22 protein-coding genes and 7 tRNA genes are annotated in these 25424 nt (G+C 62.0%); 22 read left to right on the forward strand and 7 right to left on the reverse strand.

Translation table 11 applies throughout. From position 1 onward, the window contains the following. The first annotated feature begins 22 nt into the window (after positions 1 to 22). Both rluD and pgeF read left to right on the forward strand, forming a co-directional pair. Positions 23 to 988 (forward strand): 23S rRNA pseudouridine(1911/1915/1917) synthase RluD, encoded by a 966-nt coding sequence (gene rluD, locus AC6H0W_RS07860; protein WP_497576606.1) that lies wholly within the window; start codon positions 23 to 25, stop codon positions 986 to 988. Beyond that, positions 985 to 1743: a peptidoglycan editing factor PgeF gene (gene pgeF, locus AC6H0W_RS07865; protein WP_497576607.1), complete on the forward strand. Its 759-nt coding sequence runs from the start codon at positions 985 to 987 to the stop codon at positions 1741 to 1743. Before rluD ends, pgeF begins: the two co-directional genes overlap by 4 nt. On the opposite strand, the gene AC6H0W_RS07870 is transcribed toward pgeF, so the two are convergent. Next, complete coding sequence (locus tag AC6H0W_RS07870; protein ID WP_497576608.1) at positions 1737 to 2027, reverse strand: hypothetical protein; 291 nt, start codon at positions 2025 to 2027, stop codon at positions 1737 to 1739. The genes pgeF and AC6H0W_RS07870 overlap by 7 nt on opposite strands. Between AC6H0W_RS07870 and AC6H0W_RS07875 the strand changes: the two genes are divergently transcribed. The 15 genes from AC6H0W_RS07875 to AC6H0W_RS07945 all read left to right on the forward strand — a co-directional run bounded on the left by AC6H0W_RS07875 (position 2014) and on the right by AC6H0W_RS07945 (position 12902). After that, positions 2014 to 3714, forward strand: a complete 1701-nt coding sequence (locus tag AC6H0W_RS07875; protein ID WP_497576609.1) for a PHA/PHB synthase family protein — start codon at positions 2014 to 2016, stop codon at positions 3712 to 3714. The two genes, AC6H0W_RS07870 and AC6H0W_RS07875, sit on opposite strands and share 14 nt — an antisense overlap. A 50-nt stretch (positions 3715 to 3764) precedes the next feature. After that, entirely contained in the window at positions 3765 to 4505 is a 741-nt protein-coding gene (locus AC6H0W_RS07880; RefSeq protein ID WP_497576610.1) for a beta-ketoacyl-ACP reductase, read from the forward strand. A gap of 180 nt (positions 4506 to 4685) precedes the next feature. Further along, a complete protein-coding gene (locus tag AC6H0W_RS07885; protein WP_497576611.1) occupies positions 4686 to 5426 on the forward strand; it encodes a beta-ketoacyl-ACP reductase in 741 nt (246 codons plus the stop codon). A 282-nt stretch (positions 5427 to 5708) separates the two neighbouring features. Further along, positions 5709 to 6287, forward strand: a complete 579-nt coding sequence (gene phaR, locus AC6H0W_RS07890; RefSeq protein WP_497576612.1) for a polyhydroxyalkanoate synthesis repressor PhaR — start codon at positions 5709 to 5711, stop codon at positions 6285 to 6287. A 39-nt stretch (positions 6288 to 6326) separates the two neighbouring features. Continuing rightward, positions 6327 to 7655 (forward strand): 30S ribosomal protein S12 methylthiotransferase RimO, encoded by a 1329-nt coding sequence (gene rimO / locus AC6H0W_RS07895; RefSeq protein WP_497576613.1) that lies wholly within the window; start codon positions 6327 to 6329, stop codon positions 7653 to 7655. 18 nt (positions 7656 to 7673) lie between these two features. Beyond that, on the forward strand, positions 7674 to 8600 hold the full coding sequence (gene rssA / locus AC6H0W_RS07900; protein WP_497576614.1) for a patatin-like phospholipase RssA: 927 nt from the start codon (positions 7674 to 7676) through the stop codon (positions 8598 to 8600). Then, on the forward strand, positions 8593 to 10005 hold the full coding sequence (locus AC6H0W_RS07905) for an FAD-binding oxidoreductase (protein WP_497576615.1): 1413 nt from the start codon (positions 8593 to 8595) through the stop codon (positions 10003 to 10005). The genes rssA and AC6H0W_RS07905 overlap by 8 nt, the downstream gene beginning before the upstream one ends. 69 nt (positions 10006 to 10074) lie before the next feature. Further along, positions 10075 to 10150 (forward strand) — tRNA-Ala (locus AC6H0W_RS07910). Between the two features lie 12 nt (positions 10151 to 10162). Next, positions 10163 to 10238: transfer RNA gene (locus AC6H0W_RS07915), tRNA-Glu, on the forward strand. A 65-nt stretch (positions 10239 to 10303) separates the two neighbouring features. After that, positions 10304 to 10380, forward strand: a tRNA-Asp gene (locus tag AC6H0W_RS07920). 89 nt (positions 10381 to 10469) lie between these two features. Continuing rightward, positions 10470 to 10545: transfer RNA gene (locus AC6H0W_RS07925), tRNA-Ala, on the forward strand. 11 nt (positions 10546 to 10556) lie between these two features. After that, positions 10557 to 10632, forward strand: a tRNA-Glu gene (locus tag AC6H0W_RS07930). Positions 10633 to 10697: 65 nt separating this feature from the next. Beyond that, a tRNA-Asp gene (locus tag AC6H0W_RS07935) sits at positions 10698 to 10774 on the forward strand. Between the two features lie 105 nt (positions 10775 to 10879). Then, positions 10880 to 10954 (forward strand) — tRNA-Arg (locus AC6H0W_RS07940). Positions 10955 to 10997: 43 nt separating this feature from the next. Further along, positions 10998 to 12902 (forward strand): ATP-binding cassette domain-containing protein, encoded by a 1905-nt coding sequence (locus AC6H0W_RS07945; protein WP_497576616.1) that lies wholly within the window; start codon positions 10998 to 11000, stop codon positions 12900 to 12902. A gap of 5 nt (positions 12903 to 12907) precedes the next feature. On the opposite strand, the gene AC6H0W_RS07950 is transcribed toward AC6H0W_RS07945, so the two are convergent. Further along, the gene (locus tag AC6H0W_RS07950; protein WP_497576617.1) at positions 12908 to 13774 is read right to left on the reverse strand and encodes an HDOD domain-containing protein; all 867 of its coding nucleotides are present in this window, start codon (positions 13772 to 13774) and stop codon (positions 12908 to 12910) included. Between the two features lie 133 nt (positions 13775 to 13907). Between AC6H0W_RS07950 and AC6H0W_RS07955 the strand changes: the two genes are divergently transcribed. The 4 genes from AC6H0W_RS07955 to AC6H0W_RS07970 all read left to right on the forward strand — a co-directional run bounded on the left by AC6H0W_RS07955 (position 13908) and on the right by AC6H0W_RS07970 (position 18688). After that, positions 13908 to 14906, forward strand: a complete 999-nt coding sequence (locus AC6H0W_RS07955) for an oxidoreductase (RefSeq protein ID WP_497576618.1) — start codon at positions 13908 to 13910, stop codon at positions 14904 to 14906. Positions 14907 to 14916: 10 nt separating this feature from the next. Further along, complete coding sequence (locus AC6H0W_RS07960; protein ID WP_497576619.1) at positions 14917 to 16089, forward strand: GGDEF domain-containing response regulator; 1173 nt, start codon at positions 14917 to 14919, stop codon at positions 16087 to 16089. A 71-nt stretch (positions 16090 to 16160) separates the two neighbouring features. Next, positions 16161 to 18056 carry a propionate--CoA ligase gene (locus AC6H0W_RS07965; protein ID WP_497576620.1) on the forward strand — a complete coding sequence of 632 codons (1896 nt, stop codon included), beginning with the start codon at positions 16161 to 16163 and terminating at the stop codon, positions 18054 to 18056. 149 nt (positions 18057 to 18205) lie between these two features. Beyond that, positions 18206 to 18688, forward strand: coding sequence for a Spy/CpxP family protein refolding chaperone (locus tag AC6H0W_RS07970; RefSeq protein WP_497576621.1), 483 nt, complete (start codon positions 18206 to 18208; stop codon positions 18686 to 18688). 70 nt (positions 18689 to 18758) lie between these two features. On the opposite strand, the gene clpA is transcribed toward AC6H0W_RS07970, so the two are convergent. After that, positions 18759 to 21035, reverse strand: a complete 2277-nt coding sequence (gene clpA / locus AC6H0W_RS07975; RefSeq protein WP_497576622.1) for an ATP-dependent Clp protease ATP-binding subunit ClpA — start codon at positions 21033 to 21035, stop codon at positions 18759 to 18761. Between the two features lie 2 nt (positions 21036 to 21037). After that, positions 21038 to 21346, reverse strand: a complete 309-nt coding sequence (gene clpS / locus AC6H0W_RS07980; protein WP_497576623.1) for an ATP-dependent Clp protease adapter ClpS — start codon at positions 21344 to 21346, stop codon at positions 21038 to 21040. Between the two features lie 401 nt (positions 21347 to 21747). On the opposite strand from clpS, the gene AC6H0W_RS07985 reads away from it, so the two are divergent. Further along, the gene (locus AC6H0W_RS07985) at positions 21748 to 21951 is read left to right on the forward strand and encodes a cold-shock protein (protein ID WP_497576624.1); all 204 of its coding nucleotides are present in this window, start codon (positions 21748 to 21750) and stop codon (positions 21949 to 21951) included. 89 nt (positions 21952 to 22040) lie between these two features. Here the strand turns inward: AC6H0W_RS07985 and rpmG are convergent, their stop codons facing one another. The 3 genes from rpmG to acnA all read right to left on the reverse strand — a co-directional run bounded on the left by rpmG (position 22041) and on the right by acnA (position 25273). Further along, positions 22041 to 22208 carry a 50S ribosomal protein L33 gene (gene rpmG / locus AC6H0W_RS07990; protein WP_497576625.1) on the reverse strand — a complete coding sequence of 56 codons (168 nt, stop codon included), beginning with the start codon at positions 22206 to 22208 and terminating at the stop codon, positions 22041 to 22043. 31 nt (positions 22209 to 22239) lie between these two features. Then, a complete protein-coding gene (rpmB, locus tag AC6H0W_RS07995; protein WP_497576626.1) occupies positions 22240 to 22476 on the reverse strand; it encodes a 50S ribosomal protein L28 in 237 nt (78 codons plus the stop codon). 79 nt (positions 22477 to 22555) lie between these two features. Then, positions 22556 to 25273 (reverse strand): aconitate hydratase AcnA, encoded by a 2718-nt coding sequence (gene acnA, locus AC6H0W_RS08000; RefSeq protein ID WP_497576627.1) that lies wholly within the window; start codon positions 25271 to 25273, stop codon positions 22556 to 22558. Positions 25274 to 25424: the final 151 nt, after the last annotated feature.

The following is a 25424-nucleotide window of genomic DNA, read 5'->3' on the forward strand; positions in this document are numbered from 1 at the left end:
TACCGCCATTGATCGCACCCGCGTGAAAAGGTCCGACGATTATAGCTCAGAGGTTGCGGTGGAATCGTTCCGCGAACTGGAGATACCTTCATCCTGTGCGGGGCTGCGACTCGATCGCGCGCTCGCGCAGCTCTTTCCCGAACATTCCCGCACTCGCCTGCAGGCCTGGCTGAAAGACGGCCATGTCGTGCTCGACGGCGAGGTGCGCGATGCCAAATCCAAGGTCTGGGGCGGCGAGCGCCTGTGCGTGCAGGAACCCGAGCCCGAAGCCGTGCTGGCCGAGCGGCCGGAAGACATTGCGCTCGATATCGTTTTCGAAGATGCATCCATTCTGGTGTTGAACAAGCCGGCGGGGCTGGTGGTGCATCCCGGTAGTGGAAACTGGAGCGGCACGCTGCTCAACGCCTTGCTGCATCACGCGCCATCGCTGGATGCCGTGCCGCGTGCCGGCATCGTGCACCGCCTCGACAAGGAGACCAGCGGATTGATGGTGGTCGCCAAGACGCTGGTCGCGCAGACCGATCTTGTGCGTCAGTTGCAGGCACGCAGCGTCGCGCGGCATTACTACGCGCTGGTGCACGGCCGCGTCAGCGGTGCTGGCAACGTGGATGCGCCGATCGGACGCCACCCGGTGCAGCGCACCAAAATGGCCGTGGTGGAGGGCGGGCGCGAGGCCCGCACTCGCTACGAGGTGCGAGAGCGCTTGGCCGCCGCCACGCTGGTCGAATGCAAGCTCGAAACCGGCCGCACTCATCAGATACGCGTCCACATGGCAAGCATCGGCCACCCGTTGGTGGGCGACCCGGCCTACGGCAAGCGCCGCTCGGGCAGCGCCGTGCTTGACGCTTTCGAGCGACAGGCCCTGCACGCTTTTCGGCTCGGTCTGCTGCATCCGTCGAGTCGCGAAGCCATGCAGTGGCAGGCTACTCTGCCGCAGGATTTCGAGGCCTTGCTGGCGAGTCTGCGCGTCCACAAGGAGGGCGCATGAGCGCACCGCACGACTGGATAGTTCCCGATTGGCCCGCGCCGCCGAATGTGCGATCGCTGGTGACTACGCGCAGTGGCGGTGTCAGCACGGGGCCGTATGCCGGCCTCAATCTGGGTTCGCATGTGGCGGATGAGCCGGCTGCGGTCGCGTGCAACCGGCGTTTGCTGGCGGCGCACTTGCCATCCGAGCCGGCATGGCTGGAGCAGGTGCATGGCACGGAGGTGGTGTCGGCCGACGACCCGACGGCCTCCCGTCGCGGCGATGGGGTGATCGCGCGGAAAGCGGGCGTTGTGTGCGCCGTGATGACGGCGGATTGTCTTCCCGTTTTGTTCTGCGACGACACGGGGTCGGTGGTGGCTGCGGCCCATGCGGGTTGGCGCGGCCTGCTCGGCGGTGTGCTCGAACGCACGGTTGAATCCATGCAGGTGCCGCCCGGACAAATCCAGGCGTGGCTGGGGCCGGCCATCGGGCCGCAAGCCTTCGAGGTGGGGGGCGAGGTGCGCGATGCCTTCTGTGCGCACGCGCAGGCGGCCGAAGAGGCGTTTGCGGCTGGGGAGCGGCCAGGCAAATGGCTGGCGGATATCTATCTGCTGGCGCGTCAGCGGTTGCATGCCGCAGGCGTGATGCGCATTTCGGGCGGAGGGGAATGTACGGTGGCCGATGCCGGGCGCTTCTATTCCTACCGGCGTGATGGCGTCACCGGGCGTTTTGCTTCGCTGGTGTGGATCGATCCGCTTGCGGCAAGGCGCTATTGATCGCCGCTTGCATCGGGCCTATCGTCGTTGAGGCGTTGTTCCTCCGCTTCGCGCCGAGCCTTGGCGCGTCGGCGTGCTGGGGTGCCAAAAATCCACAGGAACAGAGCCAACGGCCCGAGCCCGGCGAACAAAAAGGTGAGCACGCCGCCAACCCAGTTCGGGTTGACGATCGAGGCCATCAGAACAACGTAGATCCAACCGATTGCGATGAGATACATGGGGCGGGATTGTAAACCGAATTCATGATCTTGCCGGGTGAGTGGAGGAGCGATGAGCAGCGACAACTCGCATCTGGAGGCCCTGTTGGGCGAGATGAGCAAGGCTGCGCAGGCCCTGACCAACGGCATGCGGCCGTTGCTCGAGCACGTTGCTGGAACTAAAGGGCCGGGCGCCGCCGCGTTTGCCGCCTTGCAGCGCGAATTTGCCGAGCGCCATGCCATCCTGTGGCACGCCATGCTGACGCGCCCGGCGGGCACGTCGGCCGACCCGGTGGTGGTCACGCCGCCCGGTGATCGACGCTTCTCTGCGCCGCAGTGGGCGGCGAGCCCCTTTCACGATTACCTGCGGCAGGCGTACTTGCTCAATGCCGAATTCGTTACGCGCACGGTCGATGCCCTGCCGCACGGCGACGCCCGCAGCAAGGGGCGCATGGCCTACATGACGCGGCAGATGGTCGAGGCGCTGGCGCCGTCGAATTTTGCCGCGACCAACCCCGAGTTCATCCAGGCCGCGCTCGACAGCGGTGGCGAGAGCATCACCCGGGGCATTGCCAACCTGCTGGCCGACCTCGACAAGGGCCGCATCTCTATGACGGACGAGAGTGCCTTCGAGGTCGGCGGCAACCTCGCGCTGACGCCCGGCGCAGTGATCCACGAGAACGCGGTGATGCAGCTCATCCAGTACGCACCGCTCACCGCGCGGGTGGCGAGTCGGCCGCTGCTGATCGTGCCGCCGTGCATCAACAAGTACTACATCCTCGATCTCACGCCGCAGAATTCCTTCGTGCGCTTTGCGGTGGAGCAGGGCTTCACGGTGTTCATGATTTCGTGGAAGAACGCCGGTGCCGCTGAGTCCGCGCTGACGTGGGACGACTATGTGCAGATCGGCGTGCTGGAAGCCCTGGGTGCGGCGCGCGACATTGCTCGCGTGCCTGATCCCAATGTGCTGGGCTTTTGCATAGGCGGCACCTTGCTGGCCAGTGCGCTGGCGGTCGATGCTGCGCGCGGCGGTGAGGTGGCATCCCTCACCTTGATGACCACGCTGCTCGATTTCGATCAAGCCGGCGAGCTGGGCTGCCTGGTGGATGAGGGCACCGTCTCTGCCCGCGAGCAGGCCGCGGAATCCGGCGGCTTGATGAAAGGGGGTGAGTTGGCGGGCGTGTTTGCCTCGCTGCGTGCTAACGACCTCATCTGGCAATACGTAGTGGGCAACTACCTGAAAGGCACCACGCCGCAGGCGTTTGACCTGCTCTACTGGAACACCGACAGCACCAATCTGCCCGGCCCGTTCATGACGTGGTATCTGCGCAACATGTACCTGGACAATGCCCTGCGCGAGCCAGGGCGACTGCGTATGCTGAACGAGCCGGTTGACCTGGGCCGCATCAAGGCCCCAGCCTATTTGCTGGCCACGGCGGAAGATCACATCGTGCCATGGCAGGGCGCCTACTCTTCACGCGCGCTGCTGGGTGGCGACACCACGTTCGTGCTGGGGGCGAGCGGCCACATCGCCGGGGCGATCAACCCGGCCTCGCGCAATCGGCGCAGTTACCGCACGTCTTCGCATCATGGCCATGAGCCCGACGGCTGGCTCGCGAGCAGCGTGGAGCATGCCGGCAGTTGGTGGTTGCATTGGGCGGACTGGCTGAAAGGCCACGGGGGGCGCAGCGTCCCCGCGAGGAAGAAGCCCGGCAATGCCCGGTTCAAGATGATCGAGCCTGCGCCGGGGCGGTACGTGAAAGAGCGCGTCTGAATGCTTGTACAACAGCGAGCCGGAGAGGCCGACTTAGAGGAGAAGACACAATGACACGAGTAGCTTTGGTAACAGGCGGCATGGGCGGCCTGGGCGAGGCCATCTGCATCAAGCTTTCCGCGCTGGGTTATCGCGTGGTGACCACATATTCGCCGTCCAATACCAAGGCCGAGGAATGGCTCAAGTCCATGCAGAACATGGGCTACGGCTTTCGCGGTTTTCAGTGTGACGTGTCGGACTACGATTCCTGCAAGGCGTGTGTTGACGAGGTGACCAAGGCCGTCGGGCCGGTGGATGTGCTGATCAACAATGCCGGCATCACGCGCGACATCACCTTCCGCAAGATGAGCCGCGAAGACTGGGATGCGGTGATTCGTACCAACCTCGACAGCGTGTTCAACATGACCAAGCACGTCATCGAAGGCATGGTGGAGCGCCGCTGGGGTCGCGTGATCAATGTTTCGTCGGTGAATGGTCAGAAGGGCGCTTTCGGCCAGACCAACTACTCGGCCGCCAAGGCCGGCGTGCATGGCTTCACCAAGGCGCTGGCGCTTGAGGTTGCACGCAACAGCGTGACGGTGAATACGATTTCACCGGGGTACATCGGCACCAAGATGGTGACCTCCATCCCTCAGGAAATCCTCGATTCCAAGATTCTTCCCCAGATCCCGCTGGGGCGCCTGGGCAAGCCGGAGGAGATTGCCGGGCTGGTCGCCTATCTGGCCTCCGAAGAGGCGGCTTTCGTGACCGGTGCCAACATTTCCATCAACGGTGGCCAGCACATGTTCTGATCGGCGACAGGCCGCCGGAAGGCTGAATCCGAGTGCCGTCCAAGGCGTCACATAATATTTTTGCAATGCAGCGCAAAAAGATTATGTGTTTATAATTCCTGCAGAAAAGGCGTGGTGCGTCGCCGCAATTTGCGATTTTCGACTTCACGCTCGGGCTTCATCTACTGCAGGAGGTTTGTCATGGCAAACAAGGTCGCACTGGTCACCGGCGCTATGGGCGGGCTCGGCACCGCAATCTGTCAGGCCCTGGCCAAGGATGGTTTTCAGGTCGTGGCAAACTGCCTCCCGGATTACGAGCCCAAGGACGTCTGGATCGCCGAGCAGGGCAAGCTTGGCTTCACTTTCTTGGCTGCCGAGGGCGATGTTTCCGACTACGACTCGTGCGCGGCGATGGTTGCCAAGGTCGAAGCCGCCGTCGGCCCGATCGACGTGCTGGTGAACAACGCAGGCATTACCCGCGACAAGTTTTTTCCCAAGATGGAAAAAGCCATGTGGGACGCGGTGATCAACACCAACCTCAACAGCTTGTTCAACGTAACCCACCACGTTTCGCCAAAGATGGCCGAGCGCGGCTGGGGGCGCATCATCAACATCTCGTCGGTGAATGGCGTCAAGGGGCAGGCCGGGCAGACCAACTATTCCACCGCCAAGGCAGGCGTACTCGGCTTCACCAAAGCGCTGGCGGCGGAGTTGGCCACCAAGGGCGTCACGGTGAATGCGATTGCACCGGGCTACATCGCCACCGACATGGTGATGGCCATTCGTGAGGATATCCGTCAGGCCATCACCGACAGCGTGCCGATGAAGCGTCTGGGCAAGCCGGAGGAGATCGGAGCCCTCGTGGCCTATCTGGCGTCGGACCTCTCGGGCTACATGACGGGGGCCACGCTCAACATGAACGGCGGCCTGCACATGTCCTGATCGCGCAAGCGTGTAACCCGCCGTATTCAACGGGCCCTGCGGAAACGCGGGGCTTTTTGTCGCCGGGCCGTCCCAAGATAAACCCGCCCCCGTGGTCGCTGCGCCACCACGCAGTGGCAAGCGCGGGGGCTTTTCTGTCGGTGCAGCGCTTGACGCGGGCTGGCGCGGCGTTGAGACGAATGTCCGGGTAAAGCTGGGAAAGCCCAAGGTTGTCGAACTCCGGCGCGTTATAATCGCCGGTAATCTGCAAGAAATCCGCCAACGCCGAGGAGACCGCCGAGCATGGCCGACAAGATGCGACTCATCAAGAAGTATCCCAACCGCCGCCTGTATGACACGCGTACCAGTTCGTACATAACGCTGGCCGACGTCAAGCAACTGGTGCTGGAACTCGAAGAATTCCAGGTGGTGGATGCCAAGTCGGGGGAAGACCTGACGCGCTCCATCCTGCTGCAGATCATCCTCGAAGAAGAGGCGGGCGGTGCGCCGATGTTCACCTGCGACTTGCTGTCGCAGATGATCCGTTTCTACGGCAACGCCACCCAGGGCGTGATGGGCAAATACCTCGAGAACAACATCAAGGCCTTCACCGACATGCAGGCCAAGCTGCAGGATCAGGCGCGTGCGCTGTATGGCGACAACAACGCCATCAGCCAGGACATGTGGGCCCAGTTCATGAGCTTCCAGGGGCCGGCGCTAAACAGCGTGATGGGCGCGTACCTGGATCAGAGCAAGAAGATGTTCGAGCAGATGCAGCAGCAGATCGAGAGCCAGACGCGCAACATGTTTACCGGCTTCCCGTTCCCCAATTTCAACCCGCCGGCTGCGGGCAACGACGACAAGTCCGGCGACAAGAAGTGATTGCGGCCGCATCCCGCGGCCGATCAGAGTGACGATTTCATGACCCGAATTATCCAACGGGACGTGCCGCGTGTCGGTTTCGTCTCGCTCGGCTGTCCCAAGGCGACGGTCGATTCCGAAAACATCCTGACCCGTCTGCGCGCCGAAGGCTACGAGATTTCGGGCAGCTACGAAGATGCCGATCTGGTGGTGGTGAACACCTGTGGCTTCATCGACGCTGCCGTCGAGGAGTCGCTGGACGCCATCGGTGAGGCGCTCAGCGAGAATGGCAAGGTGATCGTCACCGGCTGTCTGGGCGCTAAAGAGGGCGTGGTGCAAACCGCGCACCCGCAAGTGCTGGCAGTGACCGGCCCGCATGCCACCGAAGAGGTGATGCTGGCGGTGCACTCGCACCTGCCCAAGCCGCACGACCCCTTCGTTGATCTGGTGCCGCCGCAGGGCGTGCGTCTGACGCCGAATCATTACGCCTACCTGAAGATTTCCGAAGGCTGTAACCACCGGTGCAGCTTCTGCATCATTCCGTCGATGCGTGGCGATCTGGTGAGCCGGCCGATCCATGAGGTCATGAAAGAGGCTGAAGCGCTGGTGGATGCCGGCGTGAAAGAGATCCTCGTGGTGTCGCAAGACACCAGCGCCTATGGCGTGGATACCAAGTACCGCACCGGTTTCTGGAACGGTCGCCCGCTCAAGACGCGCTTGCTCGAATTGGCCAATGCGCTGGGTGACCTGGGCGTGTGGATCCGCATGCACTATGTGTATCCGTACCCCAGCGTGGATGACCTGATTCCGCTGATGGCCGAGGGCAAGATCCTGCCGTACCTAGACATCCCGTTCCAGCATGCCAGCCCACGCATCCTCAAGGCCATGCGCCGTCCGGCCAGCTCGGAGAACGTGCTGAACCGCATCCGCAAGTGGCGCGAGATCTGCCCCGACCTGACGATCCGCTCGACCTTCATCACCGGCTTCCCGGGTGAAACCGAAGAGGATTTCCAGGAGTTGCTGCAGTTTCTGGCCGAGGCCGAGCTTGACCGTGTCGGCGCGTTTTCGTATTCGCCGGTCGAGGGCGCGACGGCCAACGAACTCGCTGATCCGGTACCGGAAGAAGTGCGCGACGAGCGCCGCATGCGTCTGATGGCATTTCAGGAAGACATCTCGACCCAACGCCTGGAGCGCTGGATCGACCGCGAGATTGATGTGCTGGTGGATGACATTGACGAAGAGGGCGCGCTCGCGCGCTCCTGTGCCGATGCGCCGGAAATCGACGGCACGGTGATCATTCCCGACGGCGAGCATCTCGAGATCGGGGAGTTCGCGCGAGTGCGCATCACCGATTGCGACGTGCACGACCTGTACGCCAAACCCATCTGACGGAGACACCGTTCGTCCATGTATGAATCCTCGCTGACTGCTCGCCGGGATGGCCGGCCGGTAATCGGGCTGGCGCTCGGAAGCGGGGCAGCGCGTGGGTGGGCTCACCTCGGGGTGCTGGCGGCCCTCGAGCGCGAGGGCATCCGGCCGGACGTGGTGTGCGGTACCTCCGTCGGTGCTCTGGTCGGCGCGGCGTATGTTTCCGGCAAGGCGCAGGAGCTGCGCGAATGGGTCTCCTCGCTGGAGTGGCGGCACGTGGTCGGCATGCTCGATCTGAGTTTCCGTGGCGGCCTCATCCGCGGCGAGAAGGTCTTGCAGTATTGCTCCAGCCATTTCTTCGCAGACGATTTCACGCAGATCGATCGCCCCTTCGCGTGCGTGGCAACCGAACTCGATACCGGTCGGGAGTTGTGGCTGCGAGACGGCAAGCTGTCTGACGCGGTGCGTGCCTCGATCGCCATGCCGGGGCTGTTCGCACCGGTCGAGCGCAACGGTCGGGTGCTGGTCGACGGTGGGCTGGTCAATCCCGTTCCGGTCTCCTTGTGCCGCGCACTCGGCGCCGAAATCGTCATCGGTGTCGAGTTGGGCTCGGGCGTGGTGGGGCGTTATGCCGCCAAGACGGCCGAGCTTTCCGCGCGCGAGAGCTTGGCGCGTCGCCTGCTTGGCAAGGTCGGACTGCGCTCATCGTCGAGCACTCAAGCAATCGATGCGTTGCCTTCGATGGGTGACGTCATCGCCTCCAGCATCGACATCATGCAGATGCGTATCACCCTCAGTCGCTTGGCCGGAGAGCCCGCCGACGTCCTGATTTCTCCGCGCGTGGCGCAACTCGACATCATGGATTTCCACCGCGCCGATGAGGCCATTGCCGAGGGTGAGGCGGCCGTGGAGCGCAACCGCGTGCTCTTGCTGCACGCCCTTGACCGGAGTGAGCGCGATGCCTGATTCGCAACTGATCGACGCTTTGTGTGAGGTGTGTGGCGCCGACCACGTATTGTCCGGGCCCGCCGATAAGCAAGCCTGGCTCACCGATTGGCGTGGGCGTTATCGCGGCGAAGCCCTGGCTGTGGTGTTTCCCGCCAGCACCGACGAAGTCGCGGCGGTGGTGCGCGCCTGCATTCAGGCCGGTGTTGCCATCGTGCCGCAAGGGGGTAACACAGGGCTGTGCGGTGGTGCGACGCCACTCAAGCACGGCAAGTCGGTGGTGATCAATCTTTCACGCATGAAGCGGGTGAGGGCGATCGATGCCGCCAACAGCGCCATGGTGGTCGAGGCCGGCTGCACGTTGGCCAGCGTGCAGCAGGCGGCCGAGCAGCACGAGCGCCTGTTCCCGCTATCGCTTGCCTCGGAAGGCAGTTGTGAAATCGGCGGCAATCTGTCGACCAACGCAGGCGGAGTGCAAGTGCTGCGCTACGGCAACATGCGCGACTTGGTGCTGGGTGTGGAGGTGGTGCTCCCTGACGGCCGCGTGTGGGACGGACTGCGCGCCCTGCGCAAGGACAATACCGGCTACGACCTTAAACAGCTGTTCATCGGTGCTGAGGGTACGTTGGGCATCGTCACGGCGGTGACGCTGAAGCTCTTCCCGCTGCCGAGGTCGCAAGCCACGGCCTGGGTGGATGTGCCGGACCCCGCGGCGGCGGTGGCTTTGCTGCGTCTGGTGCAATCGCATTGCGGCGATCGGGTGACGGCGTTTGAAATTGTCGGCCGCCAAGCATTGCAGCTTGTGCTCAAACATATCCCGGACGTGCGTTCGCCGTTTGCCGAGCCGAGTGAGTGGGGTGTGCTGATCGAGTTGTCCGACATGATTGCCAGTGAGTCGCTTGAGGCGCTGCTGGAGGCGTCGCTGGAGCAGGCGTTCGAACAAGAGTTGATCCGTGATGCGGTGATCGCTCGCAGTGGCGCTCAAGCCGAGGCCTTGTGGGCGCTGCGCGAGAACATTTCCGAGGCCCAGCGGGTGGAGGGCATCAGCATCAAGCACGACATTGCCGTGCCGGTGAGCCGGATGCCCGAGTTCCTGCAGCGGGCAGAGCAAGCCTTGCTAGAGCGTTGGCCGGATGCCCGCATTGTTGCGTTCGGCCATATTGGCGATGGCAATCTTCACTACAACCTGTCCAAGGCCGACTCGCAAGCCAACCCCGAGTTCATTGCGCGGACGTCTGAAATCAACCGGGTTGTGCACGATCTGGTGCATGCGCTGGGTGGCTCGATTTCGGCCGAGCATGGCTTGGGGCAGCTCAAGCGCGACGAGATCAAGCTGTACCGCAGCGAAGTCGAGCTGGAAATGATGCGGGCTCTCAAGCAAACCTTTGATCCCCAAGGGCTGATGAATCCCGGCAAGGTGGTTTGAAAGAAAATTGCCCGAAACAGGCTTTACACCCTGCAGGTCGGCCCCTATAATGCGCGCTCTTTCGCCGTCGGGGGTATAGCTCAGCTGGGAGAGCGCTTGCATGGCATGCAAGAGGTCAGCGGTTCGATCCCGCTTACCTCCACCAACGAAAGAAGATGTCCCCATCGTCTAGAGGCCTAGGACACCGCCCTTTCACGGCGATAACCGGGGTTCGAATCCCCGTGGGGACGCCAACACAGTGGCACGCATTGGCGAGTCGCACGCCGGCAGATGAATGTCGGCAGCAGTTCAGAAGTGTGGAGTGGTAGTTCAGTTGGTTAGAATACCGGCCTGTCACGCCGGGGGTCGCGGGTTCGAGTCCCGTCCACTCCGCCAACAGTTTTAGCCAGCAGTGCGCGATCAGCCTCAAACGCGCGGTGCTTGCGGAAGGTAGGTTCTCTCGCTATAATCGTCGGCTTCGGTTCGGGGGTATAGCTCAGCTGGGAGAGCGCTTGCATGGCATGCAAGAGGTCAGCGGTTCGATCCCGCTTACCTCCACCAACCGAAAAGATGTCCCCATCGTCTAGAGGCCTAGGACACTACCCTTTCACGGTAGGTACCGGGGTTCGAATCCCCGTGGGGACGCCAACACGGCAGCTCGTGTTAGCGCGCTGCAAGCCGGCAAAGCATCGCCGGAAGCTGTTCAGAAGTGTGGAGTGGTAGTTCAGTTGGTTAGAATACCGGCCTGTCACGCCGGGGGTCGCGGGTTCGAGTCCCGTCCACTCCGCCAACCAGATGAAAAGGAGCCGATTGGCTCCTTTTGTCGTTTACGCAGCCGTGCATATGCCGTTCGGCGGTTTGGTGATCCGTGCGCCTGCGGCTAGAATTCCGGCCTCTCCCTGTAGTTCAATGGATAGAACGAGCGCCTCCTAAGCGCTAGATCTGGGTTCGATTCCCGGCGGGGGGACCACATCGGCGCGAGCCGCTCTGCTTTCATTTTCGACTTCCTCCTCATGCCTCTGCTGACCCTCGAAAACGCCTGCCTCGCCTTTGGCCACGTCGAGTTGCTCGACCACGCCTCGTTTCAGCTCGATGCGGGTGAGCGCGTGGCGTTGATCGGGCGCAATGGCTCGGGTAAATCCAGCTTGCTGCGCGCGTGCGCCGGGCAGGCGGCACTCGATGATGGCTTGTTGTGGCGCGAGCCGGGCTTGCGCGTGGCGTATGTGCCGCAAGAGCCCGACTTCAGTCTGGAGCAGGACGTGTATTCCGTGGTGGCCGAAGGCCTGGGCGACATTGCCGGCAAGCTGGTGGCCTATCATGCCGCCATGCAGAGCCTCGGCAGCAACCCCGACGATGCCGCCATGGCCGAGCTCGAAGCCTTGCAACACGATATCGAAGCCGCCGATGGCTGGCGCGTGGGGCAGCGTGTGGACGAGATGCTGGTGCGTGTCGGGCTGGATGGCGCTGCGCGTGCGGATGCGCTTTCCGGCGGTGGTATCAAGCGTGTGGCGCTGGCGCGTGCGTTGGTGGCCGAGCCGGATCTGCTGCTGCTGGATGAGCCGACCAACCATCTCGATCTGGATGGCATCCTCTGGCTCGAAGGGCTGATTCGCGATTTCCGTGGCGCCGTGGTGGTGATCACCCATGACCGGGTGTTCCTCGACAACGTGGCCACGCGCATCATCGAACTCGACCGCGGCAGCCTCAAAAGTTATCCCGGTCGTTTCTCCGACTACGTGGCCCGCAAAGAGGAGGAGCTTGAGGCCGAAGCCAAGGCGAATGCTCGTTTCGACAAGTTTTTGGCCCAAGAGGAAGTTTGGATTCGCAAGGGCGTCGAGGCACGACGGACCCGTAATGAAGGCCGTGTGCGACGGCTTGAAAGCCTCCGCCGCGACCGCGTGGCGCGCCGGGATCGACTCGGCGATGTCAAACTCGCCGTGGACCAGGGTGAGCGCAGCGGCCAGATGGTGGCCGAATTGCATGACGTCACCAAGGCTTTCGGCGGCAAGACCGTGGTGCGCGACTTCTCCACGCGCATTCTGCGTGGCGACCGTATCGGTCTGATCGGCCCGAATGGCGCAGGCAAGACCACTTTGCTGAAACTCATTCTGGGCGAGCTTGAGCCCGATGAGGGCCTGGTGCGCCGTGGCACGCGACAGACCGTGGCGTACTTCGATCAGATGCGCGAGCAGCTCGACCCTGAGTTGCCGCTGACGGAAGTGATCAGCCCGGGGTCGGATTTCATCGAGATCGGCAACGAGCGCAAGCACGTCATTGGCTATCTCGGCGATTTCCTGTTCGCACCGCAGCGCGCGCGCTCGCCCGTGAAGTCGTTGTCGGGGGGAGAGCGCAACCGCCTTTTGCTGGCGCGTCTGTTTGCACGCCCGGCCAACGTGATGGTGCTCGACGAACCGACCAACGACCTCGACATCGAAACGCTCGATCTGCTTGAAGAGCTGCTGGCGAGTTACGACGGCACGCTGTTTCTGGTCAGTCACGACCGTGCATTTCTCGACAACGTGGTGACGCAGGTGATCGCCCATGAGGGCGAGGGGCGCTGGGGAGAGTACGCCGGTGGCTATGCGGACTGGATGCGTGTCAGGGACAACGCCGTGAGCCAACCCGCGGCGTCCAAGAACGCTGGCAAGGAATCTCGCGCCGCGGCGGAGAAACCGCGCGAAGCGAAGCGCGAGGCCAAGTTATCGTTCAACGAAAAGCGTGAGTTAGAAGCCTTGCCGCAGCGCCTTGCCGACCTGGAGTCCGAGCAGGAGGCGGTGCATGCACGCCTCGCAGACCCCGGCCTGTATCAGAGTGCCCCGGAAGAGGTGCCGGGCCTCAAGCAACGCCTGGAGGCCATCGAGAGCGAATTGGAAGAGGCGATGACGCGCTGGGTGGAGCTGGAATCGCGCGGCGGTTGAAGCGCCTAGGGTTCGTCGGCTGGGGTGTTCCAGTGCTCGACCGCTTCGGGAGGTACAGCGAGGCGTTCCAATAGTTGCTCGCGCCCTACCGGCAGCAACTTCAGCAGATCATTGAATACGTTGCGCAGCACCGGACTGCTCCAGTCCTCGCGGGCGTAATGTCGCGCGAAGTCGATGGCCAGCGCCACGTTTCGCACGCGAGGATTGCTGCCGTGGGCCTCGTCCATCAACGTGATCAGCAATGCCGGAAAATGCAGCGCATGGGCGAGCCCAAGCTGAATGTCCCGCTCGGTGCAGCCAAGCACTGCATGTTCGGCAACGAGCGTGCGAATGCGCGGGTTGTCCTTCAAATGCTTGCGGATGTCGCTTGCCAAAGTGGGTGCGAACACCCACAGCAGGATCTCGCAGGCGGGTCTTAGCAAGGTCGCCAGAGCGACCTCGTCCACATCGATGTCATGCCGCAGGATGGCCCAGTCACGTGCATGGTGTGCTGCGCGCCGTGCCCACGCGAACACATGCAGCACTTCGATCAAGGCGTCGGGGCGGTCTGCGAGCTGTTCCTCCACCGTGGGAAGGTCCGAGAACTCATCGAAGAACGGATCGAGCCCCATCATCATGATGGCTCGGTCGAGCGTGGTGATGTCGTGGTTGCGCAAGCGATTGCGATGCTCTTCCATCCACACCAGAAGGCGGATCGCAAAGAGCGGGTCGCCCAGCACCACGCCCGCCAGCTGGCGCGCATTGATGGTCTCGCGTTGCGCCCGCATGGTCTCGATCTGGCGGGCTGTCTGGCGCAGCACCGGCAGTGGTTGCTGCGAGAGGAAGTCCACATAGGCGCGGGCGGAACTCAGCGGCTTTTCGAGTATGCTCATTCGGGCTCGCAATGGATGCGTGTATGACGATGATTATGGCCAGTCTGCCCCCAAAACAGAAGCGCTGGAGGGTCTTAGCGGTGTGGCTATAATCTTTTCAACCGGGCTGCGCCAGCAGCGTACAGGGGGGCAGATGAATTCGACATTCAAGGCTTTTCTGATCACTCAGGACGATCAGCGCAACGTGTCGGGGCGGCTCACATCCATGAGCGCCGACGACCTCGACGCTGGCGAAGTCACCCTTCAAGTACGTTATTCGGGCATCAACTACAAGGATGCCCTCGCGGCCACCGGGGCTGGCAAGATCATCCGTCGCTTCCCCTGTGTGGGCGGCATCGACATGGCGGGCGTGGTGGTGGCCAGCAGCGACCCCCGCTTCGCGGCCGGCGACGAGGTCATCGCCACCAGCTTCGATATCGGCGTTGCGCATCACGGCGGCTTTGCGGAGCTTGCCCGGGTGCCGTCGGACTGGGTGGTGAAACTGCCGGCGGGGCTGGATCTGCTGGAGTCGATGTCACTTGGTACGGCCGGCTTCACCGCGGCTCTTGCCGTGATGCGCATGGAAGCTTGCGGCCTGACGCCTGCGCAAGGGCCCGTTGTGGTGACCGGCGCGACAGGTGGTGTAGGTGGTCTGGTCATCGACATGCTGGCCGGGCTTGGCTATGAGGTGGTGGCGCTCACCGGCAAGGCCGCCGAGGCCGACTATCTGATCAGCCTCGGTGCCAGCGCAGTGAAGTTGCGTGACGAAATCGACTTCGACAAGTTGCGGCCACTGGAGGCTGCGCAGTGGGCGGGCGCGGTGGACAATGTCGGTGGGCGCATCCTCCACTGGGTGTTGGCTTCAATGAAGCTCGGAGGCGCTGTTGCCAGTATTGGAAATGCTGCGGATTTCCGGCTCGACACTACCGTGTTTCCGTTCATATTGCGGGGCGTCAGCCTGCTCGGCATTGATTCCGCCAACACTGGCTTCCCGCTGCGTCAGCAGGTGTGGGAACGTCTCGCGGGCGACTTGAAGCCGCGCCATCTGCAGCGCCTGAGTCACCAGATTTCGTTCGATGAGCTGCCTGCCGCATTCGATGATTTCATCGCCGGCAAGGTCAAGGGACGCACCGTCGTGCGTATTTCCGCCTGATGAGGGCTTGATGAGTGCAGAGCAGGTAAGTCAGCCTCGGCTGTTGATCGTCGATGATTCGCGCATGGTGCGGGCCAGCATCATCAAGCAGATCCGTGGCCGTTTCGATTGTCGCGAAGAGTCCGATGGTCAGTCGGCGTGGGAAGCGCTGCTGATCGATTCGGCCATCGAGTTGGTGGTCACCGATCTCGGCATGCCCATACTCGATGGCTACGGTCTGATCGAGCGTTTGCGCGCCTCGCGCATACCGCGTTTGCAGAGGCTTCCGGTGATCGTCATTTCGGGCGACGAAGACGACGAGGCCTGTGAGCGCGCGCGGCAGCTCGGCGCCAATGATTTCATTACCAAGGGAATCGGCGCTGCCGAATTGATCGCACGGCTCGATTCCTTGAGCAAGCTCGGTCAGACCAGCCGGGAGCTTGAAGCCAGCCGAGAGGCGCTGGCCAATCAGAGTCCGCTCGATCCGGTGTCCGGGCTGGCCACGCGTTCCTATCTGAACTGGCGCGGAAGCCAGGATCTTGCACTGGCGCGCCGCAGCCGCGGCAGCATCAGCGTGATGGTGGTTTCGATCGATGATTTCGCGGGTCTGGAGGCGCGCCGGGGAGCCGAGTTGGCGGCACTCATCGCTCGCCGTTTGCGCGGAATTCTCTCCAGCAAGGTGCGTCACGAAGACACCGTGAGCGAACTGGCTCCCGGAAGATTCGCCGTGCTCTCCTCGCTGGCCGACATGGTCGCCAGTTGTGCCTTTGCCCTGCGCTTGCAAACGGCTATCGACAAGCTGACGATGACTTATCGTGACGAGAAGATTCGCATCGGGGTGTCGGTTGGTGTGGCGAGTTCGTACGTGGATGACGTCGCCACTCTGGAGGGTTTGATCGAGCGTGCCACTGCTCGCATGGAGCAGGCTCAGTCCGCTGGCGGAAGCCGGGTTGTGGGCAATGAGGGGGAGGTTACCCGCGAGGTCGTCGAGAGGCTGCTGAAGGGCTTGGTGAGCATCGATCAGATTCTCGGGCGATTGCGTCTTGGCGATGAAGACGGCGTCAGTGAACGTGTCCCCGAGGTGTTGGCCACGCTCTTGCCGCTTCTGGCGCGCATCGAACAAATCCATCCGCTCGGAATGCCGATCGAAAAGCTTGAGGCGGTGATCATGCAGCGGGAGAGCGGCAAGAACGGCAGGGAGTGAGTCAAGCTGCGGTCATCCTCCGCAAAGAGGGGAGGCCGCTCAAGCATTGAACGGTATGCGGAGGAGGGGACATGTCGGCATACACAGCATTCCATCGGCGCTCGATCGAGGATCGTGATGCCTTCTGGCGCGAGCAGGCCGAGCTGATCGAGTGGCAGCATGCGCCCCAGACCATCTGTGATTACTCCCGCCCGCCGTTTGCCAAGTGGTTCGTTGGCGGCACCACGAATCTGTGTCACAACGCGGTTGATCGCCATGCCTTGGGGCGCCCCCGCGACCCTGCGCTGATTTTTGTCTCTACCGAAACCGGCATCGAACGCACCTACAGCTACGAAGAGTTGCTGCGCGAAGTCGAGCGCATGGCGGCGATCTACCTTGATCTGGGTGTCCGGAAGGGGGATCGCGTGCTGATCTACATGCCGATGATCCCGGAAGCCTGCTTCGCCATGCTGGCGTGCGTGCGCATCGGTGCGATCCACTCCGTCGTGTTCGGCGGTTTTGCCGCGTCATCGCTGGCGACTCGCATCGACGATGCTCAGCCGGTGTTGATGGTCAGCGCCGATGCAGGCATGCGCAACGGCAAAGCCGTAGCCTACAAACCGTTGGTCGACGAGGCGTGCAGGCTCGCCAGCCACCCGCCTGAACATGTGCTCATCGTGGATCGCGGTATCGATCAGGGTTTTGCCCGAGTCGAAGGGCGTGATGTCGACTACGCGGAGCTGCGGCGCAAGCACGTTGATGCCGTCGTGCCCGTGGTGTGGATGGAGTCGAGCGAGCCGAGCTACATCCTGTACACCTCAGGTACCACCGGCAAGCCCAAGGGCGTGCAGCGTGATACCGGCGGCTACTGCGTGGCACTGGCGGCATCGATGAAGTACATCTTCACCGGGCAGGTTGGTGAGACGATGTTCGTCACCTCGGACATCGGCTGGGTCGTGGGGCACAGCTACATCATTTATGCGCCGCTGATTGCCGGCATGGCCACATTGATGTACGAAGGCACTCCGCTACGGCCCGATCCGGGCATCTGGTGGCGCCTGGTCGAGAAATATCGGGTGAATGTCATGTTCTCGGCTCCCACGGCGATTCGAGTTCTCAAGAAGCAGGCCCCGATGTGGCTGAAGCGCTCGGATCTGTCGTCGCTGAAGCATCTCTTTCTGGCGGGCGAGCCGCTCGACGAAACCACGCATCGCTGGATCGCCACCGAGCTGGGGATTCCAGTCATCGACAACTACTGGCAGACCGAGAGCGGCTGGCCGATACTCGCCATCCAGCCCGGGGTCGAGGCTTTCCCAATCAAGCATGGCTCGCCCGGTTTTCCCGTTTATGGCTACGATCTGCGCCTGTTTCGTGAAGACGGGAGCGAGTGCAGCGCGGATGAAAAAGGCGTGCTGGGCATCGTTCCGCCGCTGCCTCCAGGGTGCCTCAGCACGGTGTGGGGGCAAGATGAGCGCTTCGTCTCCAACTACTTCAGCCTGTTCCGCGAGCCGCTCGTGTATTCCTCATCCGACTGGGGGATACGCGATCAGAACGGTTACTACAGCATCCTGGGGCGCATCGATGACGTCATCAACGTAGCGGGGCATCGGCTGGGAACGCGAGAAATCGAAGAGGCCATTCAAAGGCATCCCGGGGTTGCCGAGGTCGCCGTGGTCGGCGTGACACACGATATCAAGGGGCAGGTGCCCATGGCTTTCGCCGTGCTGAAGAGTGCTGACGCGGAGGCGTCGCCCGAAGCGGTCGTGCGACTGGAGGCCGAGGTGATGCGTGCCGTTGACGCGCATCTGGGCGCCATTGCCAGGCCCTCACGGGTGTTCTTCGTGTCAGGCTTGCCCAAGACCCGCTCCGGCAAGATGCTTCGGCGGGCCATTCAGGCCTTGGCCGAAGGTCGCGAGCCCGGCGATCTCACGACCATTGAAGATCCATCGACCCTGCAGCAGATTCGCGAGCGCCTGGCCACGCGTTGAGCGTCACTTTGTATCCCAGGGTATCGAGTGGCTTCGGCGATACACGGCAACTCATTTCTCCGCATTACCGACAAATCGGGCTTACATCGATTTGATCAAATGCCCCTGTCGAAGATCGGCATGCCGCCGGTCTCGCCTTCAGGAGGAACATGAAGATGAGTATCCGCATGAGTAAATCGCTGATGATCGTTGCCCTGCTGACCGCCGGCGTGGCTACTTCCGGTTCGGCGCTGGCCCAAGCGGCGGACGGTGAGCGCTCTACACCGCGTGCTGAAAAGGTAGCCGCGATGAAAGAGCGCCACGCAGAACGCATGACCGAGCGCCTTGATGGCCTGTCGGAGCGCCTGACACTGCGTGCCGACCAACGGCCGGCATGGGACGATTTTCGCAAGACGGTGACCGACGGCCGCCCGGGACACGACAAGCGCGCAGACAAGAAAGAGACCGTGACGACGCTTGAGCGGATGAGTCACATGGAAGAAGCCGCCGAAGCCCGCCTTGAGCAAGTGCGCAAGACGCGCGCGGCTGCGGAGAAGCTGTATGCCGTGCTGGACGAAGAGCAGCGCAAGGTGTTTGACGAGCGTCCTGCGCATCCCCGCGAGGGCAAGAAGCGCCCAGCTCCGCGTGGGTGATGCGGTGACGCCGGTCTGAAACGACAAAGCGGCCCTGAGGCTGCTTTGTCGTTGGGGCTGCAGAAAAGACTCAGTGCGTGGTCTGAGCCGCTTCTTCCTCGTCGAACACCAGCTTTACCTTTCCGTTCGGGTCGAGGTCGATGGTGACATCGCCACCGTTGGCCAGGCGGCCGAACAGCAGTTCGTCGGCCAAAGCCGAGCGGATGGTGTCTTGGATCAGTCGAGCCATGGGACGGGCGCCCATCAACGGGTCGAAGCCTTCCGAAGCCAGCCACGTCTTCAACTCGTCGCTGAAGTGAGCTTCGACCTTCTTCTCGTGCAGCTGAGCTTCCAGTTGCATCAGGAACTTGTCGACCACCTTCAGGATGATCTCGTTGGTCAACGCGCCGAAGGAGATTGTGGCATCCAGGCGATTGCGGAATTCCGGCGAGAACATGCGCTTGATTTCGCCCATCTCATCACCCGACTCGCGCTTGGCGGAGAAGCCCATCACAGTCTTCTGCATTGCTTCTGCGCCAGCGTTGGTGGTCATGATGATGATGACGTTGCGGAAATCGGCCTGACGACCGTTGTTGTCCGTCAGTGCGCCGTGATCCATCACCTGCAGCAGGATGTTATAGATGTCGGGATGCGCCTTCTCGATCTCGTCGAGCAGTAGTACGCAGTGCGGCTTCTTGGTGACGGCTTCCGTCAGCAAACCACCGTTGTCGAAGCCGACATAGCCAGGAGGCGCACCGATCAGACGAGACACGGCATGGCGCTCCATGTATTCCGACATGTCGAAGCGCACCAGCTCGATACCCAGCGTGTAGGCAAGCTGACGAGCAACCTCGGTTTTGCCGACACCGGTGGGGCCGCTGAACAGGAAACTGCCGATCGGCTTCTGCGGGTTGCCGAGACCGGAGCGAGACATCTTGATGGCCTTGGAGAGCGCCTCGATGGCCGCATCCTGACCAAACACGACGTTCTTCAGGTCGCGGTCGAGCGTGCGCAGCGACTGGCGATCATCGTTCGATACCGAGCGAGGCGGAATGCGCGCGATCTTGGCAACGATCTCTTCGATCTCGGCGCGGCCGATGAGCTTGCGCTGACGTGATTTCGGCAGGATGCGTTGGGCCGCACCGGCCTCGTCGATGACATCGATGGCCTTGTCAGGGAGGTGACGGTCATTGATGTAACGCGCAGCCAATTCCGCGGCGGACGACAGCGCCGCCGACGAATACTTGATGTTGTGATGCTCCTCGAAACGGCTCTTCAGCCCTTTCAGGATCTCTACGGTCTCGGCGACGCTTGGCTCGACCACATCGATCTTCTGGAAGCGCCGCGACAGCGCGTGATCCTTCTCGAAAATCTGGCGGAACTCGGCATAGGTCGTGGCGCCGATGCACTTGAGCTGGCCCGAAGACAACGCAGGCTTGAGCAGGTTGGAGGCGTCGAGCGTTCCGCCCGAGGCCGCACCCGCTCCGATCAGCGTGTGGATTTCGTCGATGAACAAGATGGCATTGTCGGCTTCGCGCAATTGCTTCAGCACCGCCTTGAGGCGCTGTTCGAAGTCACCGCGGTACTTGGTGCCGGCAAGCAAAGCCCCCATGTCGAGCGAATACACCTGAGCACCCTTGAGGATGTCAGGCACGCGATCTTCCACGATGCGGCGAGCCAGACCTTCTGCAATGGCCGTCTTGCCGACCCCGGCTTCGCCTACCAGCAGCGGGTTGTTCTTGCGGCGGCGGCACAGAGTCTGGATGACGCGCTCGACTTCTTTCTCACGTCCGATCAGCGGGTCGATCTTGCCGATCAAGGCCTGCTGGTTGAGGTTCTGCGTGAAGTTCTCGAGGGCTCCTCCGGACGGAGCGGCTTCCTGCTCTTGCTCCTGCTCGGTTTCGTTGCGCGCCTGCGGGGCGGCGCCTTGCTGCGGCGATTTGGCGATGCCGTGCGAGATGAAATTCACTACGTCGAGACGGGAAATCTTCTGGCGCTGCAGGAAATATACGGCGTGCGAGTCTTTCTCGCCGAAGATCGCGACCAGCACATTGGCACCGGTGACTTCTTTCTTGCCCGAAGACTGAACGTGCAGGATGGCGCGTTGAATCACGCGCTGGAAGCCCAGCGTGGGCTGGGTGTCGACTTCCTCTACGTTCTCGACTTTCGGGGTGTGCTCGGTAATGAAATTGGTCAGTTCGCGGCGCAGCTCCTCGATATTCGCTGCGCAGGCCTTCAATACCTCGGCTGCGGACGGATTGTCGATCAGCGCGAGCAGCAGGTGTTCAACCGTGATGAACTCGTGCCGCTTCTGCCGGGCTTCGACAAATGCCATGTGAAGACTGACTTCAAGCTCCTGGGCGATCATTCTCAGTTTTCCTCCATCACGCATGCCAGTGGATGCTGGTGCTGCCGGGCAAAAGACACGACCTGCTCGACTTTGGTCGATGCAACGTCCTTGGGGAAAACGCCGCAAACGCCTGAACCTTCCGTGTGTACTTGGAGCATGACTCGCATCGCTCGTTCGCGATCCATGCCGAAAAATTGCTGCAGTACGATCACGACAAACTCCATTGGGGTGAAGTCATCGTTGAGCAGCAGCACCTTGAAGAGTGGAGGCGGCTTGGTGCTCGTTCGTTCCGCTTCTGCTACGTGTTCGCTCTGTTTGTGGGTGGCCATGCGAGTCATTCTAATCCAGTCGGCGCAGAGTGCAATACGTCGTAGAGGGCGCGCGGAATGCGGGTTTTGGGCACTTTCGCAACATGGTTTTTGTTGCGCTGCATGGTGCAGAGGTGGGGGCTAAGTGCATGAATTTCAACCACTGATCGCAGTGTTTCAAAGGCTGTTTTGTGGCGTCGTGACGACGCTGTGATGCGGATTGATTGAATCCGGCAATAAAGTGTTGACGCTCAGAATGCAAGTGCGTAAAAGCAGAATTCGTGTTAGGTGCAAAGTAACAGACCAAATCCGTGTCAGTCTTGGCTTTCAGGGCTGTTCAGCGGTGGCGGAAACTCACTCGGCATCCCGGCACCCGTGGGCTCCGCTCGCGCACCTCTGTTCATTTGAAGGATCTAGGCAATATGGCAACTGGTACCGTTAAGTGGTTCAACGACTCCAAGGGTTTCGGTTTCATCACCCCGGACGACGGCAGCGAAGATCTCTTCGCACACTTTTCCGCCATCAACATGGCGGGCTTCAAATCCCTGAAAGAAGGTGAAAAGGTCAGCTTCGAAGTGACCCAGGGGCCGAAGGGTAAGCAGGCTTCTAACATTCAGAAAGCCTGAAGCACGCACCAAGCCAAGTGTCTGAAAGGGCGCCTGGAAACGAAAAAGCCGCTGAATCAGCGGCTTTTTTTTGTCCGTAGCTCGATGGATTACTTGAGCTTCGTTTCTTTGTAGATCACGTGCTTGCGTACGACCGGGTCGTACTTCATGAATTCAAGCTTACCCGGGGTGGTGCGCTTGTTCTTCGAGCAGGTGTAGAAGTGACCCGTACCAGCGGTCGATTCCAGCTTGATTTTTTCGCGTGCGCCCTTGGCCATGCTGTTCTCCGTTCAGTCTTGTGGTTGCGCGTCAGATTTTCTCGCCGCGCGCACGGAGATCGGCAACGACGGAATCAATGCCGTTCTTGTCGATGGTGCGGAGGGCGGCGTTGGATACGCGCAGGCGGATCCAGCGGTTCTCGGCTTCGCTCCAGAACTTGCGGTTCTGCAGGTTGGGCAGGAAGCGGCGCTTGGTCTTGTTGTTCGCGTGGGAAACGTTGTTACCCACCATCGGTGCTTTACCGGTCACTTGGCAGACGCGAGCCATTTGATGCTCCAGGTTCGGAATTCTTGAAACGCGGAATCATACAGGATGTCGATCCTGTCGCGCAAGGTAAATGGATGATTCATTTACCTCCCTGCAGGATGTCACGCAACACGAAGGGCAGTATCCCGCCGTGCCGGTAGTACTCGACCTCGATGGGGGTGTCGATGCGGCACAGCAATTCGATGGCCTCGGTGCTTCCGTTCGCCCGATGAATGGTCAGCGTGAGTTTTTGCTGGGGCGAGAGTTTGCCCGAAATGCCCAGGATGTCGAAGGTTTCGTCACCCACCAGGCCGAGTTGTTGCCACGACTGATCACCGAGGAACTGCAAGGGAAGCACGCCCATGCCGACTAGGTTGGAGCGGTGAATGCGTTCGAAGCTGCGTGCAACCACGGCGCGGACACCCAGCAGGCTGGTGCCTTTTGCGGCCCAGTCGCGGCTTGAGCCTGTGCCGTACTCCTCGCCGGCGAAGATGATGCCGGGGGTGCCGGCGGCCATCATGGCATTCGCGGCGTCGAAGACCGGTACTTGCTTGCCGTTCAGCAAGGTAAAGCCACCTTCCACGCGGGAGCCGTCCTCTTTCGGGGGCAGCATCAGATTCTTCAGGCGCACATTGGCGAAGGTGCCGCGCATCATCACTTCATGATTGCCGCGGCGTGAGCCATAAGAGTTGAATTCGCGGCGCGTTACGCCTTGTTCGAGCAGCCACGCGCCAGCGGGCGACTTTTCGTTGAACGAGCCTGCCGGGGAAATGTGGTCGGTGGTGACCGAGTCGCCCAGCAGCAACAGCGGGCGGGCGTTGCGGATGTCGTTGATCGGCGCCGGGTCCTTCGAGAAGCCTTCAAAGAAGGGCGGGCGGGCGATGTAAGTGGATTCGGGCCAGTCGTACACTTGCCCTTGAGGGGCCGAGATGTCGTTCCACAGGTCGTGGCCCTTGGTGAAATCGCTGTACAGCCGTTGGAAGGTCGCCGGGTCTTGCGCATACGGCATGACGGCGTTGATTTCCTCGGAAGTGGGCCAGATGTCCTTGAGGTAGACGTGATGTCCGTCGGTGCCGGTGCCAAGCGGTTCATGGGTGAGGTCGATGTTGGCGCGTCCGGCGATTGCGAACGCGACGACCAGCGGCGGCGAAGCCAGGAAGTTGGCGCGGATGTTCGGGTGGATGCGCGCTTCGAAGTTGCGGTTGCCCGACAGCACCGCGGCAGCAACGATGTTGTTGTCCTGGATGGCCTTGTTGAGTTCCGGGGCGAGGTCGCCGGAGTTGCCGATACAGGTGGTGCAACCGTAGCCGGCCAGCGTGAAGCCGAGGCGCGCCAGCGGTTCCATGAGTTCGGCACGCTCGAGGTAGTCCGTTACCACGCGTGAGCCCGGCGCCAACGACGTCTTGATATGCGGCGCGACGCTGAGCCCTTTGGCAACGGCCTTCTGTGCGAGCAGGCCGGCAGCGATCAGTACGGCGGGGTTGCTGGTGTTGGTGCACGAAGTGATGGCCGCAATCAGGATGTCGCCGTGGCCGAGTGTCACATTGGGTAGATCTGTCGGTACGCGCGGGCCCAGCGCGGATTCCGGTACGCCGAAGCCATCGTCGACGGCGGGGAGCGCAAGCAGGTGCGTGAGCCGCTCGTCCATGTCTGCGAGGCGGATGCGGTCTTGCGGGCGCTTCGGGCCGGCCAGCGACGGCACGATCGAGCGCAGGTCGAGGTGCAGCGTGCGCGAGTAATCGACCTCACCACTGCGCGGCACGCCGAACAGCCCTTGGGCGCGGAAGTAAGCCTCGAAGCGAGCGCAGTCTTCATCGCTGCGTCCGGTGTTGCGCATGTACTCCACGGTCTTTTCGTCGACCGGGAAGAAGCCCATCGTGGCACCGTACTCCGGGGCCATGTTGGCGATCGTGGCGCGGTCGGTCACCCCGAGTGATCTGGTGCCTTCGCCAAAAAATTCCACGAATTGCCCGACCACTTTTTCTCGGCGCAGCATTTCCGTGACGGTCAGTACCAGGTCGGTGGCTGTTACGCCTTCAGGCAGCGAGCCGCTGAGTTCCACGCCGACGACATCAGGCGTGAGCATGTACACCGGTTGGCCCAGCATGGCCGCTTCAGCTTCGATGCCGCCCACGCCCCAGCCCACGACGCCCACGCCGTTGATCATGGTGGTGTGCGAATCGGTGCCGACCAGAGTGTCCGGGAACAGCACGGTGGTCTTGTCGAGCGTTTGGCTGCGCACGCCGCGGAAGAGGTATTCCAGATTCACTTGGTGGACGATGCCAATGCCAGGCGGTACGACGCGGAAGGTATCGAAGGCCTGCATGCCCCATTTCATGAACTGATAGCGCTCGCGGTTGCGTTCGAACTCCAGCTCCATGTTGCGACGCAGTGCGATGGCAGTGCCGTATTCGTCCACCTGCACGGAGTGGTCGACCACCAGATCCACCGGCACCAGGGGTTCGATGCGCTTGGGGTCGGCGCCTTGTGCGGCAGTGATGTCGCGCATGGCGGCGAGGTCGCACAGCAAGGGCACGCCGGTGAAGTCCTGCAGCACCACGCGTGCGAGAACGAAGGGGATTTCGCTGGTGCGCTCGGCGTTGGGCTTCCAGGCGGCCAGTTCGCGCACGTGTTCTTCGGTAATGCGGCGCCCGTCGCAGTTACGCAGCACGGCTTCGAGTACGATACGCAGCGAAACCGGGAGTCGCGAAACCTTGCCAACCCCGGCCGCTTCGAGCGCCGGCAGTGAGTAGTGCAGCGTGGTCTCTTCTGTTTCCGAAATCGGCTTGAGCGTGTCGAAGAGGTTATGGGGCGTCATCGAAGGGCTCCTATGTCGGCGGTCTGGCGAGTTGCGAAGCGGCGACGCGACGCACAGTAGTGACTGTAGTCGGCGCGACCGGTTCGCGACACAGTTTTGCAGGATGCAACGTCTGGCGTGCCCTGCGCAAGTCTTATAAAAGACATATAAT

The sequence above is a fragment of the Pseudazoarcus sp. NS20 genome (assembly GCF_059703745.1).

Bases quoted from the DNA above. Each gene is read 5' to 3' on its own strand.
- pgeF (WP_497576607.1), top strand. From the start codon at position 985: ATGAGCGCACCGCACGACTGGATAGTTCCCGATTGGCCCGCGCCGCCG.
- AC6H0W_RS07875 (WP_497576609.1), top strand. From the start codon at position 2,014: ATGAGCAGCGACAACTCGCATCTGGAGGCCCTGTTGGGCGAGATGAGC.
- AC6H0W_RS07880 (WP_497576610.1), top strand. From the start codon at position 3,765: ATGACACGAGTAGCTTTGGTAACAGGCGGCATGGGCGGCCTGGGCGAG.
- AC6H0W_RS07885 (WP_497576611.1), top strand. From the start codon at position 4,686: ATGGCAAACAAGGTCGCACTGGTCACCGGCGCTATGGGCGGGCTCGGC.
- phaR (WP_497576612.1), top strand. From the start codon at position 5,709: ATGGCCGACAAGATGCGACTCATCAAGAAGTATCCCAACCGCCGCCTG.
- rimO (WP_497576613.1), top strand. From the start codon at position 6,327: ATGACCCGAATTATCCAACGGGACGTGCCGCGTGTCGGTTTCGTCTCG.
- rssA (WP_497576614.1), top strand. From the start codon at position 7,674: ATGTATGAATCCTCGCTGACTGCTCGCCGGGATGGCCGGCCGGTAATC.
- AC6H0W_RS07905 (WP_497576615.1), top strand. From the start codon at position 8,593: ATGCCTGATTCGCAACTGATCGACGCTTTGTGTGAGGTGTGTGGCGCC.
- AC6H0W_RS07945 (WP_497576616.1), top strand. From the start codon at position 10,998: ATGCCTCTGCTGACCCTCGAAAACGCCTGCCTCGCCTTTGGCCACGTC.
- AC6H0W_RS07950 (WP_497576617.1), bottom strand. From the start codon at position 13,774: ATGAGCATACTCGAAAAGCCGCTGAGTTCCGCCCGCGCCTATGTGGAC.
- AC6H0W_RS07955 (WP_497576618.1), top strand. From the start codon at position 13,908: ATGAATTCGACATTCAAGGCTTTTCTGATCACTCAGGACGATCAGCGC.
- AC6H0W_RS07960 (WP_497576619.1), top strand. From the start codon at position 14,917: ATGAGTGCAGAGCAGGTAAGTCAGCCTCGGCTGTTGATCGTCGATGAT.
- AC6H0W_RS07965 (WP_497576620.1), top strand. From the start codon at position 16,161: ATGTCGGCATACACAGCATTCCATCGGCGCTCGATCGAGGATCGTGAT.
- AC6H0W_RS07970 (WP_497576621.1), top strand. From the start codon at position 18,206: ATGAAGATGAGTATCCGCATGAGTAAATCGCTGATGATCGTTGCCCTG.
- clpA (WP_497576622.1), bottom strand. From the start codon at position 21,035: ATGATCGCCCAGGAGCTTGAAGTCAGTCTTCACATGGCATTTGTCGAA.
- clpS (WP_497576623.1), bottom strand. From the start codon at position 21,346: ATGGCCACCCACAAACAGAGCGAACACGTAGCAGAAGCGGAACGAACG.
- AC6H0W_RS07985 (WP_497576624.1), top strand. From the start codon at position 21,748: ATGGCAACTGGTACCGTTAAGTGGTTCAACGACTCCAAGGGTTTCGGT.
- rpmG (WP_497576625.1), bottom strand. From the start codon at position 22,208: ATGGCCAAGGGCGCACGCGAAAAAATCAAGCTGGAATCGACCGCTGGT.
- rpmB (WP_497576626.1), bottom strand. From the start codon at position 22,476: ATGGCTCGCGTCTGCCAAGTGACCGGTAAAGCACCGATGGTGGGTAAC.
- acnA (WP_497576627.1), bottom strand. From the start codon at position 25,273: ATGACGCCCCATAACCTCTTCGACACGCTCAAGCCGATTTCGGAAACA.